This is a genomic window from Ruminococcus sp. B05, from assembly GCF_003628495.1.
Taxonomy (GTDB): Bacteria; Bacillota; Clostridia; order Lachnospirales; family Lachnospiraceae; genus Schaedlerella; species Schaedlerella hominis.
This window is the reverse complement of record NZ_RBZR01000001.1, coordinates 383633-399934: the sequence shown is the minus strand read 5'-3', so window position 1 is coordinate 399934 and position 16302 is coordinate 383633. Positions and strand designations below refer to the sequence as shown.

Here is a 16302-nt window from a genome sequence, read left to right as displayed (position 1 = left end):
AAAATTTTGTCAATTTTTTCTTTGGGAAATTGTTTTCGAAGGAAAACGTACAGCATAATGACGATTGTGTTTTTAAAAATCCTGTCGTATAATGTATGGTAGTGTTATTTTGCTTACACTATTTTAATAAGAAGTAACAGCTATAAAAATATAAGAAAGAGGATAATTATGAGTTTGAACAAATTATATACTTTGGGGATTGACATCGGTTCTACAACTGTTAAAATTGCAGTTCTTGATCAAGATAATGAAGTATTATTCTCTGATTATGAACGACATTTTGCTAATATTCAGGAAACATTATCTGATCTGCTTGGGAGAGCTCTTTATAAGTTGGGTCCAATACAGGTGTCCCCTGTCATTACCGGTTCCGGTGGACTATCGCTCGCTAAACATTTAGGAGTACCTTTTGTACAAGAGGTAATTGCTGTTTCAACGGCATTACAGGACTATGCTCCGCAAACAGATGTTGCTATCGAATTAGGTGGCGAGGATGCGAAAATCATATATTTTGAAGGCGGTAATGTAGAACAGCGTATGAATGGAGTCTGCGCCGGTGGAACAGGTTCCTTTATTGACCAAATGGCATCTCTGTTACAGACAGATGCTACCGGATTAAACGAATATGCTAAAAATTACCATGCATTATATTCAATTGCTGCTCGTTGTGGAGTATTTGCCAAAACAGATATCCAGCCACTGATCAATGAAGGGGCTTCCAAGGAAGACCTTGCAGCTTCTATTTTTCAGGCAGTAGTCAATCAGACAATCAGTGGACTTGCCTGTGGTAAACCAATTCGTGGTCACGTTGCTTTCTTGGGCGGACCATTACATTTCTTGTCAGAATTAAAAGAGGCATTTATCCGCACACTGAAGTTGGATGATGAACACATTATCGCACCTAAGCATTCGCATTTATTTGCTGCTATCGGTTCTGCATTGAATTCAAAGAAAGATGTGAAGGTATCTCTTCGTGAAATGCAGGAACGACTTGCCGCTAAAATCCAAATGGAATTTGAAGTGGATCGTATGGAACCACTGTTTGCATCAAAGGCTGAATACGATGCATTTATTTCAAGACATAATCAGCATCAAGTGCCAATGAAAGATCTTGCTTCATATAAAGGAAAGGTATTTTTAGGTATCGATGCAGGTTCAACAACTACAAAAGCCGCTTTGGTCGGTGACGATGGAACGCTTTTGTATTCTTTTTATCATAATAATGATGGAGACCCACTCGGAACAACGATTTCTGCTATTAAAGATATATATAGCCAGTTGCCGGAAGATGTAGAAATTGTACACTCCTGCTCTACCGGATATGGTGAAGCGTTGATTAAAGAAGCACTTCTCTTAGATGAGGGAGAGGTAGAAACCGTTTCACACTATTACGCAGCATCATTTTTTGAACCGGATGTTGACTGTATTCTTGATATCGGTGGTCAGGATATGAAATGTATCAAAATTAAAAATCAGACCGTTGATAGCGTACAATTAAACGAAGCGTGTTCTTCAGGATGTGGTTCATTTATCGAAACATTTGCAAAATCATTGAATTATTCAGTGGAAGATTTTGCACAGGAAGCATTATATGCACATAATCCAATTGATTTAGGAACACGTTGTACAGTATTTATGAATTCAAAAGTAAAGCAGGCTCAAAAAGAAGGCGCAGAAGTATCTGATATTTCGGCAGGTCTTGCATATTCGGTTATAAAAAATGCGTTGTTTAAAGTAATTAAAGTATCGGATGCATCAGAACTCGGAAAACATATTGTTGTACAGGGTGGAACATTTTACAATAATGCTGTATTAAGAAGTTTTGAAAAAATTGCAAATTGTGAAGCTATCCGTCCGGATATTGCCGGAATCATGGGAGCTTTTGGAGCTGCGCTTATTGCTCGTGAACGTTATGTTGAATGTGAAGGTACGACAATGCTTTCTATTGAGGATATTGAGGCCTTGGAGTATTCTACTACTATGACAAAATGTAAAGGATGTACAAATAACTGTCGTCTGACAATCAATCATTTCAGTGGCGGTCGTAAATTTATTACCGGAAACCGTTGTGAACGTGGTCTCGGAAAAGAAAAGGTAAAAAATAAATTACCAAACTTGTTTGAATATAAGATGCAACGTTATTTTGGATATACTCCGTTAAAAGCAAATGCAGCTGTGCATGGAGTGATTGGTATCCCTCGTGTTTTAAATATGTATGAGAACTATCCGTTCTGGTTTACATTGTTTACAAAACTTGGATTTTCTGTACTGCTCTCTCCTGCTTCTACAAGAAAAATATATGAATTAGGTATTGAATCCATTCCAAGTGAATCAGAATGTTATCCTGCAAAGCTTGCACATGGGCATGTACAATGGCTGATCAATCAGGGCGTAACGTATATTTTCTATCCGTCTATTCCATATGAAAGAAAAGAATTTGCTGATGCGAATAACCATTATAACTGTCCGATCGTAACATCGTATCCGGAAAATATTAAGAATAATATGGATCCAATCGTTCAGGGAGAGGTAGATTTTATTCATCCATTTTTAAGTCTGGAAAGCGAAGAAACTGTTGCATATAGAATGGTTGAGGAGCTTGGAGAAAAATTTTCAATTGATGAAAAAGAAATACGTGCAGCAGTTCATGATGCATGGGAGGAACTTGCAGCCTGCCGCAATGATATGCGAAAAAAAGGAGAAGAGACGATACAGTTCTTAAAGGAAACAGGAAACAGAGGAATTGTGCTTGCAGGTCGTCCATACCATATAGACCCGGAGGTTAATCATGGTATTCCAGAACTGATTAATTCTTATAATATGGCTGTTTTAACAGAGGACTCTATTTCACATTTGAATCCCGTAGAACGCCCGTTAAATGTAATGGATCAGTGGATGTATCATTCTCGTTTATATGCAGCTGCAAATTATGTAAAAACAGTAGATAATCTGGATTTGATCCAGCTTAATTCATTCGGTTGTGGATTGGATGCAGTAACAACGGATCAAGTTGCAGAAATTTTAACAAATTCAGATAAAATTTATACTTCCTTAAAAATTGATGAAGTAAACAACTTAGGTGCTGCAAGAATCCGTATTCGTTCTCTACTTGCTGCAATTCGTGTTCGCGAACAGAGAAATACAAAACGCGATATTAAGCCGGCATCAATCGATAAAGTTACATTTACAAAAGAAATGCGAGCAACATATACAATCCTTTGTCCACAGATGTCTCCGATTCATTTCGAGATTGTTGAGCCTGCATTTAAAGCAGCAGGTTATAAATTGGAAGTGCTTCCAAATGATAATAAACAGGCTGTAGATGTTGGCTTGAAATATGTAAATAATGATGCATGTTATCCATCACTTATGGTAGTAGGACAAATTATGGATGCTATTTTATCTGGAAAATATGATACCGATCATCTTGCAGTGATCATAAGTCAGACAGGTGGAGGATGTCGAGCTTCCAACTATATTGGATTTATCCGTCGTGCCTTAAAAAAAGCCGGATATGCAAATATTCCGGTTATCTCTATCAACTTAAGCGGACTGGAGGCAAATCCTGGATTTAAGATTACTCCTTCTCTTGCTCTTCGCGGAATTTATGGAGTTGTATTTGGTGATATTTTCATGAAATGTGTATATCGCATGCGTCCTTATGAAGCTGTGCCAGGCACAACAGATGCAATACATAAAAAATGGGCAGAAGTTTGTAAGAAATTTGTCTCAGAAGGATATCCTTCAAGAAGAAAATTCAAACAACTTTGCCGCAGTATTATAGAAGATTTTGATAACATTGAAACTTTAGATGTGAAAAAACCTCGTGTAGGAGTTGTTGGCGAGATTCTTGTTAAATTCCTTCCTGCTGCAAATAATCATCTTGTTGAATTACTTGAGGCAGAAGGCGCTGAGGCAGTTGTCCCGGACTTGCTGGATTTCTTACAGTATTGTTTTTATAATCAGAATTTTAAAGCATCACACCTTGGATTTAAGAAATCCAAAGCACGAATTGCAAATATAGGAATTAAAGTATTAGAATGGTTTAGGCTTCCGGCAACCGAAGCGTTTAAAGCAAGTAAGCATTTTAATCCACCGGCTCGTATTGAAGAGTTGGCAAATATGGCATCCGACATCGTATCTATTGGAAATCAAACTGGTGAGGGGTGGTTCTTAACAGGAGAAATGTTAGAACTGATACACAGTGGAGCTGGAAATATCGTTTGTACGCAGCCATTTGCATGTCTTCCAAATCATGTAGTTGGAAAAGGTGTAATTAAAGAACTTCGTAGATTATATCCGCAGTCCAACATTGTTGCGATTGATTATGACCCAGGTGCAAGTGAGGTAAATCAGTTGAACAGAATTAAATTGATGTTATCGACAGCAAATAAAAACTTAGAAAAAGAACAGGCATAAAAGATAGGAAGTTTCCCGAAATATAGTGGAAACTTCCTATTTTTTATTTCAATATTTAGAATTTGCGAAGCTCATCATTTTCATCATTTTGAGTGTTTATAATTTTTTTAATAATTGCATAATAGCCGAAATTATCGTTTACCTGAATATATACTCTGTCGTTTAGTTTATGTCCTAAAATTGCTTTTCCAAGAGGAGAATCAATACTGATCAATCCTTGAATTGAACTGCCTCGTACAGAAGTGACAAGTCTGTAGGTCTCTATTTCGTCATCATCTTCCATGTATAATTCTACAGTATTATTAATTCCGACTTCATCATCTTTTGAACTGTCATCGACAATAATGGCCGTTTTCAGCATCCTTTCCAGATAACGAATTCTGCTTTCGTTTTTATTTTTATCTTTTTTAGCAGCATGATACTCAAAATTTTCACTCAAATCGCCATGGGCACGAGCCTCTTTTACTGCTTCAATGGCTTCTTTTCTGACAACTAATTTTCTGTATTCAATTTCTTCCTCTATTTTTTTAACATCGCTTTTAGTTAATTTATCACGCATTTTAGATTCTCTCCTTATTTTTATCCTGCCAAAAGGCGGCTACAGTGTCAGTCACATGATTCAACTGACATAATTGGTACTGTTTCCATTCACGCGGAAATATAGCTTGATATCGATAGTCTAAAAATCTTACATCAAGTAATACAATAACTCCTTTGTCTGATTCTGTACGGATTACACGTCCTGCAGATTGCAATACTTTATTCATTCCCGGATATAAGTAAGCAAAATCAAATCCCGACATTTTTTTTGCATCAAAATATTGTTTCAATAATTCTCTTTCATTACATACCTGGGGCAGTCCGGTTCCAACAATAATTGCTCCGATTAAGCGATCTTCAGCTAGATCAATTCCCTCCGAAAAAATTCCTCCCATCACACAAAAACCAATTAAGGTTCTATCGTTCTGGCTTTCAAAACAATTCAAAAACTCTTCACGTTCAATTTCATTCATATACTGTGATTGAAGAATGCATTCTACAGAATTATTTATCGAAGATGCAGGAAGATTAACAAACTGTTCGTAAACCTCTTCTAACATGCGATAAGAAGGGAAAAATACCATGTAATTTCCTTGTTGGACAGATACAATATTTTGAATATATCGTGCGATTTTCTGATACATTTCAGGTCCACGCAATGTATATTTAGTACTCACATCCTCTGCCAATAAGAGAAGTTTATTTTTTTCTGGAAATGTAGATTTTGCATAAATTGCGTAATCATCGGGATTGACACTAAGTAAGTTTTTGTAATAAAAAACAGGTAAAAATGTTGCCGAAAAATAAATTGTACTGTTCCCATATTCTAAAAAGCGTTGTAGATTCGCTGCCGGATTTACACAAAATAATTTTAATTTAAAACGACCGTCTGGTTCCATTTCCGTATAGATTAAATAATTTTCATCCAAAATATCATGGATATTAATGAATGAACGAATCTGAAAATAAAAATCAAGAAGTGCATCTTTTTTTTCAGGAGAAGGCTGTTCATCAAAATAGTTTTCTATTTCTCCTAGAATATTTAAGCACTTTAAGGCAATGTGTGAAACATTATCTATCACTTGATATGTTTCACATTCACGTTTTAATGCCAAGAGTTGTTTATTACATTCATCCAGACGTTTTGCAAGTTTCGGGGCGTCACTTCGGAATATTTTTTTCATAGATAAAAAATCTTCTTTGTAAAGTGTAGCGCTATACATTTCCCGACCGCGCTCAACAAGGTTATGTGCTTCGTCAATTAAGAACAAATACTCTCCTGTTCCACCTTCTGAGAAAAAACGTTTTAAATGAGCGTCTGGATCAAACACATAATTATAGTCACAAATAATTGCATCCATCCATTCACTGACATCAAGTGACATCTCAAATGGGCATACATGGTATTTTCTTGCCTGTTCTTCTATAACTTCTCTCGTACATTCATCTCTTGTACTGATTAATTCAAATACAGCATCATTTACACGGTCAAAATGTCCTTTTGCATAAGGACATTCCTCAGGATTACAAATTGTTTCTTCGCATAAACAAATTTTTTCTTTTGCATTAATTGTGACAGATTTCCATCTTAATCCGTTCTTGCGAAGTATATAAAAAGCTTGCTCCGCTACGGTTTTTGTGATTGTTTTTGCTGTCAGATAAAATATTTTTTCTCCCAGTCCTTCGCCTATTGCACGAATAGCTGGGAAAATTGTAGCCATAGTTTTTCCGATTCCGGTTGGGGCCTGGATAAACAAATTTTTTTTGCGAAGTATCGTACGATATACAGAAGATACCACTTCATGTTGTCCTTCTCTATATGAAAATGGAAATTCTGTTTTTTGAATTGTACGATTACGTTCTTTTTTCCATTGAATTTGAAATTTTGCCCATTTTTCATATGCGTGAATTAATTCGTTAAACCATTTTTCAAGATCATCAAACAAAAAATTTTGCTTAAAACGTTTTATTTCTTCTGTTTCCAAGTGACAATATGTCATTTGCACATCAATATTCGTCAAATGTTGTTGTGTGGCATAGATATAGGCGTAACACTTTGCCTGAGCAAGGTGGACGCCTATCGGTTCTGTTATATGAGATAAATCGCGTATAGTTCCTTTTATTTCGTCTATGCAGATTCCAGAATCATTTTCAATAATACCATCTGCCCTTCCTTCAATCAAAAGTAAAAAGTCTGTACAAACAACTTCTGTTTTTAATGCTACTTCGGCATGATAATCTGCTCCCATTCTGCGTTGAATTTTCCGATGCAATCTGCTCCCTTGCAACATTGCATCCCTCTCCAGACTGCCAGATGTCCGATTGTCTATATCACCCGTCCGCAATATGAATTCTACTAGATTGCGGACGGAAATCTTTATGATAGGTTCTTCCATTATAATTATCTACTCTTCTGCTTTTTCTGTTCTTGCAATCTCTGAAATTGTTTTTGTGAGTCCTGCAATTCCTTGTAAATCTGATGGAATAATAATTTTTGTGGATTTACCGTCTGCTGCTTTTGCAAATGCCTCCAGACTCTTTAATGTTAAAACGGCATCATCAGCTCCGGCTGCCTTGATAAATTCAATACCTTCTGCTGTAGCTTTTTGTACAGAGCGAATTGCTTCGGCCTGACCTTCTGCCTCTTTGATCCGTTTCTGCTTTTCTGCCTCAGCTTTTAAGATTGCAGCTTGTTTTGCAGCTTCTGCCTCCAGAATAACAGATTCTTTTTCACCTTCTGCAACAAGAATTGTAGATTTCTTTTCACCTTCAGCACGCAGGATGGCTTCTCTTCGTTCACGCTCCGCTTTCATTTGTTTTTCCATAGCATCCTGAATAGCTTTAGGAGGCATGATATTCTTTAATTCTACTCTGTTTACTTTAATTCCCCATTCATCCGTAGCAATATCAAGTATTGTACGCATTTTTGTATTGATTGTCTCACGGGATGTTAAGGTTTCATCTAATTCTAAATCTCCAATAATGTTACGCAAGGTTGTAGCGGTCAGGTTCTCGATTGCCGCGATTGGATTCTCTACTCCGTATGCGTATTTTTTGGGATCTGTAATTTGGAAAAAGACAACCGTATCAATCTGCATTGTTACATTATCTTTCGTAATAACCGCTTGCGGTTCAAAATCAACAACTTGCTCTTTTAAAGAAACTCTCCTTGCTACTCGATCTAAAATTGGCATTTTGAAATGAATACCCACACTCCATGTTTCTTTATATCCACCAAGACGCTCAAGAACGTAGGCATGAGCCTGGGGAACAATCTTGACACATGAAATAAGTACGAAAAGTACAATAATTAAAATGATGATAAGTACTAAAAATCCAAACATTTTTATCCCTCCTGATATTTTTCAACAATTAATTTTACACCTGAAATTTCAACCACTTTTGCAAAATCTCCCGGATTTAAAATTTCTCCGGTATTTTTTGTACGTGCGGTCCATTCTAAACCATTAACGACAGCTGCACCCGTTTCTTCTAAATTATCTACTTTTTTTGTGATTTTAACCACTTTTCCAATTATTTGTTCATAATTGGTTTTTTCATGATGACAATTTATGTATTTCATAGCAAATGGTCTTGTAAATAATAATAAGATAAAGGATACAATTAAAAAGGATATAATCTGACACCATAAATTTAAACCTGCCAGACATATAATTAACGCTACTAAAGTTCCTCCTGCCATCCAGATCGTTGTAAGTCCGACAGTAATAATCTCAATGATTAAAAATACAATCAACAATCCAAGCCATATAAAAATCTCTTCTTTCATTTTACTCCCTTCTCTCTTATTCTGGTATATTGATCATAAGTATCATATTAATGATATCTTATTCTGTTAGTTCTAATTATACAATACTTTTATTATAAATGCATCGATTTTTCTTTTTCTCTACATTGTAGGGAAATTTTTTTGAATGGATTTGTACATTTTTACGAATAGTAAAATAATTCAATTGACTTTTATTGTTAAATATGCTAAAATAAACAAGTATTGTTCAAAGATAAGAACAAACATACTACTATTTTTTAAATTTTTATGGAGGGTCAGGCAATGACAGGTACAGTAAAATGGTTTAATAACCAAAAAGGGTACGGATTCATCTCAGATGCTGAAGGAAATGACGTATTCGTTCACTATTCAGGATTAGTTATGGATGGGTTCAAATCTTTAGAAGAAGGTCAGGCTGTTGAATTTGATGTAACAGAAGGCGCTAAAGGACCACAGGCTACAAACGTAGTAAAACTTTAATCAGATTTTTTTATGTACCTTTTAATTATATAAATTTATGACGAGATTTAATATTTATAATTTTTAAAAGCAAATAACAAAATGAGATTAATAAAAGAGCATCTTTCACGATGCTCTTTTTTGGTACGACTTGATTAACATAACGGATATTTATCTGTCAGTTTGGCAACCATTGCTTTTGCTTTTTCTACATTATCTTCGCTTTCTACTACAAGTGCAATAATTTCAGCAATCTTATCCATATCTTCTTCCAACATACCACGAGTTGTAACAGCTGGTGTTCCAAGTCTCACGCCACTTGTAACAAATGGTGAGCGAGGATCGTTAGGAATTGTATTTTTATTTGCTGTAATATGTGCATCATCCAAACGTTTTTCAAGTTCTTTTCCACTGATTTCTGTTTCAGATAAATCAATCAGCATTAAATGATTATCGGTACCGCCGGAAACAATCTTTATCCCACGTTTCATTAGACCTTCACTTAAAGCCTGTGCATTTTTAACAACCTGCTCCATATATTCTTTATATTCCGGTTTAAGTGCTTCTTCAAAACAAACTGCTTTTGCAGCAATAACATGCATTAACGGACCACCTTGAATACCAGGGAAGACAGCTTTATTGAAATTAAATTTTTTATTCATTTCTTCGCTGCACATAATCATACCTCCGCGAGGTCCACGAAGAGTCTTATGTGTTGTTGTGGTGGTAACATGTGCATAAGGAATCGGACTTGGATGTAATCCGGCTGCTACAAGTCCTGCAATATGTGCAATGTCAACCATTAAATAAGCCCCTACTTCATCGGCAATTTCACGAAAACGCTTAAAATCAATAGTTCTTGCATAAGCACTTGCTCCTGCTACGATTAATTTTGGCTTATGTTCTTTGGCGATTCGTAACACTTCATCATAATCAATAAATCCATCTTCATCTACGCCATAGTGAGCAACATCGAAGTATTTGCCGGACAGATTTACAGGTGAGCCATGTGTTAAATGTCCGCCATGATCAAGGTTCATGCCCATAATCTTATCTCCAGGTTCAAGCATAGCAAACATAACTGCCATGTTAGCCTGTGCACCAGAATGTGGTTGTACATTTACATACTCACAACCAAATAACTTTTTAGCACGTTCTCTGGCAAGATCTTCTACAACATCTACGCACTGACATCCGCCATAATATCTTTTTCCAGGATATCCTTCAGCATATTTGTTTGTGAGGGGGCTTCCCATTGCAGCCATCACTGCTTTGCTTACCCAGTTTTCAGATGCAATTAATTCGATATGTGAGTTTTGACGATTCATCTCGTCTTTGATTGCATTTGCAATCTCAGGATCTGTTTTTACTATTTCTTCAAAATCATACATAGTAGTTTCCCTCCATCTCTTCTTTTGTTCCCCATTGGAAACAAGTATAGCATATATTATCTAAAAGTCAAATAATGACAACTGATTACTTTGCGGTAAATCTCCAAATAATCCAAGGTCTGACATAAGATCAATAACAGTTTTACTAACCTTTGTTCTTTGTCTGAAATCATCTAACGACAGATATTTTCCATCTTTTGCAGCAAGTTCTACCGCTTCTGCTGCTTTATCACCCATTCCGTCAATACTTGCAAAAGATGGCATCAGCTTTCCGTCGATAATCTGAAAATCTTTTGCTTTTGCACGATATAGATCAATAGGCATAAATTCCAGTCCGCGGGCATACATTTCCTGAACCAGCTTCATATCTTTTAAAGTATCCTGTTCTTTATTTGTGAGACTATCGGCTCTTTTTCTGTAATCATTCATATAATAATTTAACTTTTCTTTGCCCTGGCACATAAGTTCATAAGAAAATGCATCGGCACGAATACTAAAATAAGCACCATAATAAGCGAGCGGATAATTAATTTTACAATATGCGATTCGATAAGCCATCATAACATAGGCAGCAGCATGTGCTTTTGGGAACATATAGCTAATCTTCTTGCAAGAATCAATATACCAGTCCGGTACATCTTTTTCCTTCATTGCAGTTTCCCATTCAGGCTTTAACCCCTTACCTTTTCGTACGCTCTCCATAATTGTAAAAGAAAGTGCACTATCTACTCCCTGATTGATCAAGTAAATCATAATATCATCACGAGTACAGATTGCAGTAGAAATCGTTGCCTTTCCTTGTTTGATTAATTCCTGCGCATTTCCAAGCCATACATTGGTTCCGTGAGACAGACCGGAAATTCGGATTAAATCAGATAATGACTGCGGGTTTGCATCTTGTACCATCTGAATAACAAAATCTGTTCCAAACTCCGGGATTCCAAGACTTCCAAGCGGACAGCCGCTGATATCTTCAGGTTTAATACCAAGTGCACTTGTATTATGGAACAACGAAATAACATCTTTATCATCCAGAGGGATTTTTGTTGCTACAAAAGGATTTTCTTCATTGTATTCATTTTCCAGAGCATCGGATGTAATATAATCCTCCAGCATACGGATCATGGTCGGATCATCATGACCGAGAATATCTAGTTTTAACAAGTTATGATCAATCGAATGATAATCAAAATGTGTTGTTATGATGTCTACAGTCATATCGTTTGCCGGATGCTGAACAGGTGTAAATTCATTAATGTTATGTCCATGAGGAAGTACAACAATTCCTCCCGGATGCTGTCCGGTGCTTCGTCGGATACCTGTACAACCCTGACTGATCCGCTCTATTTCGCAACGTCGTTTACGCATACCACGTTCTTCGTAATAGTTCTTTACATAACCGTAAGCTGTTTTATCTGCCAGCGTTCCGATTGTTCCGGCTTTAAAGGTATGCCCCTCTCCAAAAATAACTTCGGTATATTTATGAGCTTTAGATTGATACTCACCGGAAAAGTTCAAGTCAATATCTGGTTCTTTGTCACCTTTAAAACCAAGAAAGGTTTCAAAAGGAATGTCAAAGCCTTGTTTTATTAGTTTCTCACCGCATACCGGACAGTTCTTATCCGGCATGTCGAATCCACATCCTCCAGCATATGATTTTACTTCTTCAGAATCAAAATCACTATAATGACAATGTGCACAATAATAATGCGGAGATAATGGATTAACTTCTGTAATTCCGGCCATAGTAGCTACAAATGAAGAACCTACGGATCCTCGTGATCCAACAAGGTATCCATCCGCATTTGATTTCCATACTAACTTTTGCGCAATGATGTACATAACGGAATATCCATTAGAAATGATGGAATTTAATTCTTTCTCCAATCGTTTGGATACTGCTTCTGGTAAATCCTTACCATAGATTTCATGTGCACGGTTATAACAAATATCACGCAGATTCTGTTCGGAATTTTCGATGACTGGTGGACATTTGTTAGGATTTACCGGGGATATTTTTTCTATCATGTTTGCTATTTTACAAGGATTTTCAATTACAACCTCATGAGCCTTTGCAGAACCTAAATATTCAAATTCTGCCAGCATTTCTTCGGTTGTACGAAGAAATAAAGGTGGTTGGTCATCTGCATCACTGAAGCCTTTTCCCGCCATGATGATACGGCGGTACACTTCATCTTCCGGGTCAAGAAAATGCACATCACAAGTCGCAACAACAGGTTTTTTAAATTTTTCTCCAAGTTGTACAATCTGTCGGTTTATTTCCATCAAATCTTCCAGGGTGTTGATATTTGAGTACTTATCACTTGCAAGCATGAATTTATCATTTCCAAGTGGCTGGATTTCATAATAGTCATAAAATTCTGCCAGTCTGGCAACTACTTGTGGTGATTTTCCATTTAATATTGCCTGATATAATTCACCTGCCTCACAGGCACTTCCTATAACGAGTCCCTCACGATATTGGTTCAACAAACTTTTTGGAATGCGTGGACGTCGTGCATAATAAGTTAGATGAGATTCTGATATCAATTGATATAGATTGTATCTCCCAATATCATTTTTTGCCAGAATGATGATATGATGTGTTGGAAGCTTTCGAATCGAATTTGGATTCATATCACCGAATTGGTTAATTCCTTTTAATGTCGTTATATTGCGCTCCTTCAACATTTCAACAAACTTTACAAAGATTTCTGCAGTTGCGCCTGCATCATCTACTGCTCGATGGTGATTTTCTAAAGAAATTCCAAGTGCTTTTGCCACAATATTCAATTTATATTTTGATAAAGTTGGAAGGAGCATTCTGGCAAGAGCCACTGTATCTACAGATATAAACTTTGGCTCAATATCCTGATAACGGCAGTTTTGTTCAATGAATCCAACATCAAAGCTTGCATTGTGGGCAACAAGTACTGCGTCTTTTGCAAATTCCAGAAATTGTGGGAGAATCACTTCAATATTTGGATACTCCATAACCATATCATCTGTAATACTTGTTAGTTTAGTAATTTCAAAAGGAATTGGTCTTTCAGGATTTACAAAAGTACTGAATTTATCAACAATTTTGCCGTTGACAACCTTTACAGCTCCAATTTCGATGATTTTATCTTTTATGGCACTAAATCCTGTGGTTTCAATATCAAACACAACATAAACATCATCCAGTGTTTCATCTCCTGCTCCAACAGCAATTTCTGTCAGATCATCTACAACATAGCCTTCTACGCCATACAGTATTTTAAATGGATCATCTTTATCCAATCGTTCTATAAAGTGATTTGCATCAGGAAAAGCTTGTGCAATACCGTGATCTGTAATGGCAATTGCAGCATGTCCCCAATCGTGGGCACGACGGACAATATCCTGTGTTTCGGATACCCCATCCATATCACTCATTTTTGTATGGCAATGCAATTCTACACGCTTTACTGGACTTAGATCTTCTCTTTTCGTTGTAAAATCACCGATTTTTTTAATGCCGGTAACCGAACCGATAGATAATTCGCCATCATAACGATCAATTGTTGTTACACCTTTGATTTTTATATATGACCCCTTTTTTAAATCTCCAAGCAAATCAGGAAGTTGATCGTTACGAATAAACATTTTTACCATAATAGTATCAGTAAAATCTGTTACAGCAAACATTAAAATAGATTTTTCATTTCGGATTTCACGAGTTTCAAAAGTAATAATCTTTCCATGAAATGTAATTTCACCCATTTCTGTCTCGACGACATCCAATCGGATTGGTTCATCCTCAAAATCTTTACCATAGATAAGATTAGGATCATTCCCTTGTTTTAATGGGCGTATATAACCTTTCTTAAAATCAGATTTAAAACTTTTACGTTCATTACTATCATTCCCATTGTCCTTTGGTTTCTTATCAACAACAGCCTTTTGAGAAACCGGTGTGATTTTCTTTTCAGGACTGGATCCACCAGGTCCTTTTTCCTTCTCATCTCCATGAAGTTTACGGTTTCTTGCAAAAATAGCATCTATTTCCCTCTGAATACGCTGTTCATCATATTCCAGGTTTTTATCTTCTTTTTCTTTTTCCCGATATTCTATACGAATATCGGTCGGGATATGAAAACGTTGATTAAAAATCTCATCTAGTAATGATACGATTTCCTCTTTTCGTCCTTCTGAAACAATTGTATTTAATAATTCAAGACGCATGATTGAATTTGCTTCAAAGCTAATTTCTGCCTGTTCAAACATGCTTGCGGCAAGCACACTGATTTCTTTTAATTCTAATAAAATACTGTCATGATATTCAACCATTAGTGCTTCTGGCGTATATTGTTCGGAAAGCTGATAATCCTCTTCAATTTTGATCGCTACAGAGGTCTTACAAAACAGCTGCTTTTTAATGTGTTCTTCCATTCGTTTAATATAACGTTTTTGAATTAGATGCAGACTGAATAGATGGATATTTAAAAATTCCCTTGAAGAATTTGTTGTGATTTTTTTAATCTGCACATCTGCAAATAATTCTTGTATATCTTTTTCGACTTTTAATGTTGGAAATACCTCAAAAAATCTTTTGGCATTACTTACTTGTTCCAATTGTCTAACTCCCATCGAAGTGTATTCAAAAGTTCTGTTTCAGGAACTTTCTTTATAATTTCGCCTTTTTTAATCAACAAACCTTCTCCAATACCACCGGCAATGCCAAGATCAGCTTCTTTTGCTTCTCCTGGTCCGTTTACAACACATCCCATAACTGCAACTTTAATATCAAGTGGATATTCAGAGACCATTGTTTCAACTTGATTTGCCAATTCAATCAAGTTGATTTTTGTACGTCCGCAGGTTGGACAAGATACAACTTCAATTCCGCCTTTACGAAGTCCTAGGGTACGAAGAACTAATTTTGCAGTTTTAATTTCTTCTACAGGATCTCCAGTCAATGAAACACGAATTGTATTTCCGATGCCTTCGTGTAATATAATGCCAAGTCCTACAGAAGATTTGATATTTCCTGAATAAAGTGTTCCTGCTTCAGTAATTCCAACATGTAAAGGGTATGGGCATTGACTGGCAATTAATTCATGTGCTTTAACACACATCAACACGTCTGAAGATTTAATGCTGACAACAAGATTATCATAGCCCATATCTTCTATCATTTTCACTTTATCCAAAGCACTTTCAACAATTCCTTCTGCTGTAACACCGCCATATTTCTCTATTAATTGCTTTTCAAGTGAGCCACTGTTTACACCCACACGAATTGGCACATTATATTCTTTTGCTTTATCGACAACAGCTTGCACACGATCTTTTGATCCAATATTTCCAGGATTGATTCGTATTTTATCTGCACCATTTTCAATGGCCGCAATTGCCATACGATAATCAAAATGGATATCCGCTACAAGTGGAATATGAATTTGTTTTTTAATTTCCTTGATAGCCGCTGCTGCTTCTAATGTTGGAACCGTACATCGAATAATCTCACATCCTGCTTTTTCCAGACGTAAAATCTGTGCTACAGTTGCTTCTACGTCTTCAGTAGGTGTATTAGTCATAGACTGAATTGCGATTGGGCGATTTCCACCGATTATTACATCTCCAATTTTAATTTCCTTTGTCTTTTCTCTTAACATAGTTCCTCCTTTTTGAAATATCACTCGTTTTATTTCTTGATAGAAAAAACAGGGACGTTTCATA

General features: G+C 36.2%; 9 protein-coding genes. 2 read left to right on the top strand and 7 right to left on the bottom strand.

Translation table 11 applies throughout. The features are described 5' to 3' along the window. Nucleotides 1–168: 168 nt before the first annotated feature. A complete protein-coding gene (locus D8Q48_RS01600; RefSeq protein ID WP_121055178.1) occupies nt 169–4419 on the top strand; it encodes a 2-hydroxyacyl-CoA dehydratase in 4251 nt (1416 codons plus the stop codon). A 55-nt stretch (nt 4420–4474) separates the two neighbouring features. On the opposite strand, the gene greA is transcribed toward D8Q48_RS01600, so the two are convergent. The 4 genes from greA to D8Q48_RS01580 are packed head-to-tail and all read right to left on the bottom strand — an operon-like array spanning nt 4475 to nt 8749. Continuing rightward, a complete protein-coding gene (gene greA / locus D8Q48_RS01595; protein ID WP_117989053.1) occupies nt 4475–4978 on the bottom strand; it encodes a transcription elongation factor GreA in 504 nt (167 codons plus the stop codon). A gap of 1 nt (nt 4979) precedes the next feature. Continuing rightward, nucleotides 4980–7355 carry an ATP-dependent DNA helicase gene (locus tag D8Q48_RS01590; protein WP_191855099.1) on the bottom strand — a complete coding sequence of 792 codons (2376 nt, stop codon included), beginning with the start codon at nt 7353–7355 and terminating at the stop codon, nt 4980–4982. Nucleotides 7356–7364: 9 nt separating this feature from the next. Beyond that, the gene (locus D8Q48_RS01585) at nt 7365–8303 is read right to left on the bottom strand and encodes an SPFH domain-containing protein (protein WP_121055174.1); all 939 of its coding nucleotides are present in this window, start codon (nt 8301–8303) and stop codon (nt 7365–7367) included. 2 nt (nt 8304–8305) lie between these two features. Beyond that, complete coding sequence (locus D8Q48_RS01580) at nt 8306–8749, bottom strand: NfeD family protein (protein WP_117989056.1); 444 nt, start codon at nt 8747–8749, stop codon at nt 8306–8308. 282 nt (nt 8750–9031) lie between these two features. On the opposite strand from D8Q48_RS01580, the gene D8Q48_RS01575 reads away from it, so the two are divergent. Continuing rightward, nucleotides 9032–9229: a cold shock domain-containing protein gene (locus D8Q48_RS01575; RefSeq protein WP_022075845.1), complete on the top strand. Its 198-nt coding sequence runs from the start codon at nt 9032–9034 to the stop codon at nt 9227–9229. Between the two features lie 134 nt (nt 9230–9363). On the opposite strand, the gene glyA is transcribed toward D8Q48_RS01575, so the two are convergent. Genes glyA through ispG form a run of 3 tightly spaced genes read right to left on the bottom strand, consistent with a single transcriptional unit; the run spans nt 9364 to nt 16238 of the window. Then, the gene (gene glyA, locus D8Q48_RS01570; RefSeq protein ID WP_121055172.1) at nt 9364–10599 is read right to left on the bottom strand and encodes a serine hydroxymethyltransferase; all 1236 of its coding nucleotides are present in this window, start codon (nt 10597–10599) and stop codon (nt 9364–9366) included. A 60-nt stretch (nt 10600–10659) separates the two neighbouring features. Further along, the gene (locus tag D8Q48_RS01565; protein WP_121055170.1) at nt 10660–15195 is read right to left on the bottom strand and encodes a PolC-type DNA polymerase III; all 4536 of its coding nucleotides are present in this window, start codon (nt 15193–15195) and stop codon (nt 10660–10662) included. After that, nucleotides 15183–16238, bottom strand: coding sequence for a flavodoxin-dependent (E)-4-hydroxy-3-methylbut-2-enyl-diphosphate synthase (gene ispG, locus D8Q48_RS01560; protein WP_121055168.1), 1056 nt, complete (start codon nt 16236–16238; stop codon nt 15183–15185). The genes D8Q48_RS01565 and ispG overlap by 13 nt, the downstream gene beginning before the upstream one ends. Between the last annotated feature and the right edge of the window lie 64 nt (nt 16239–16302).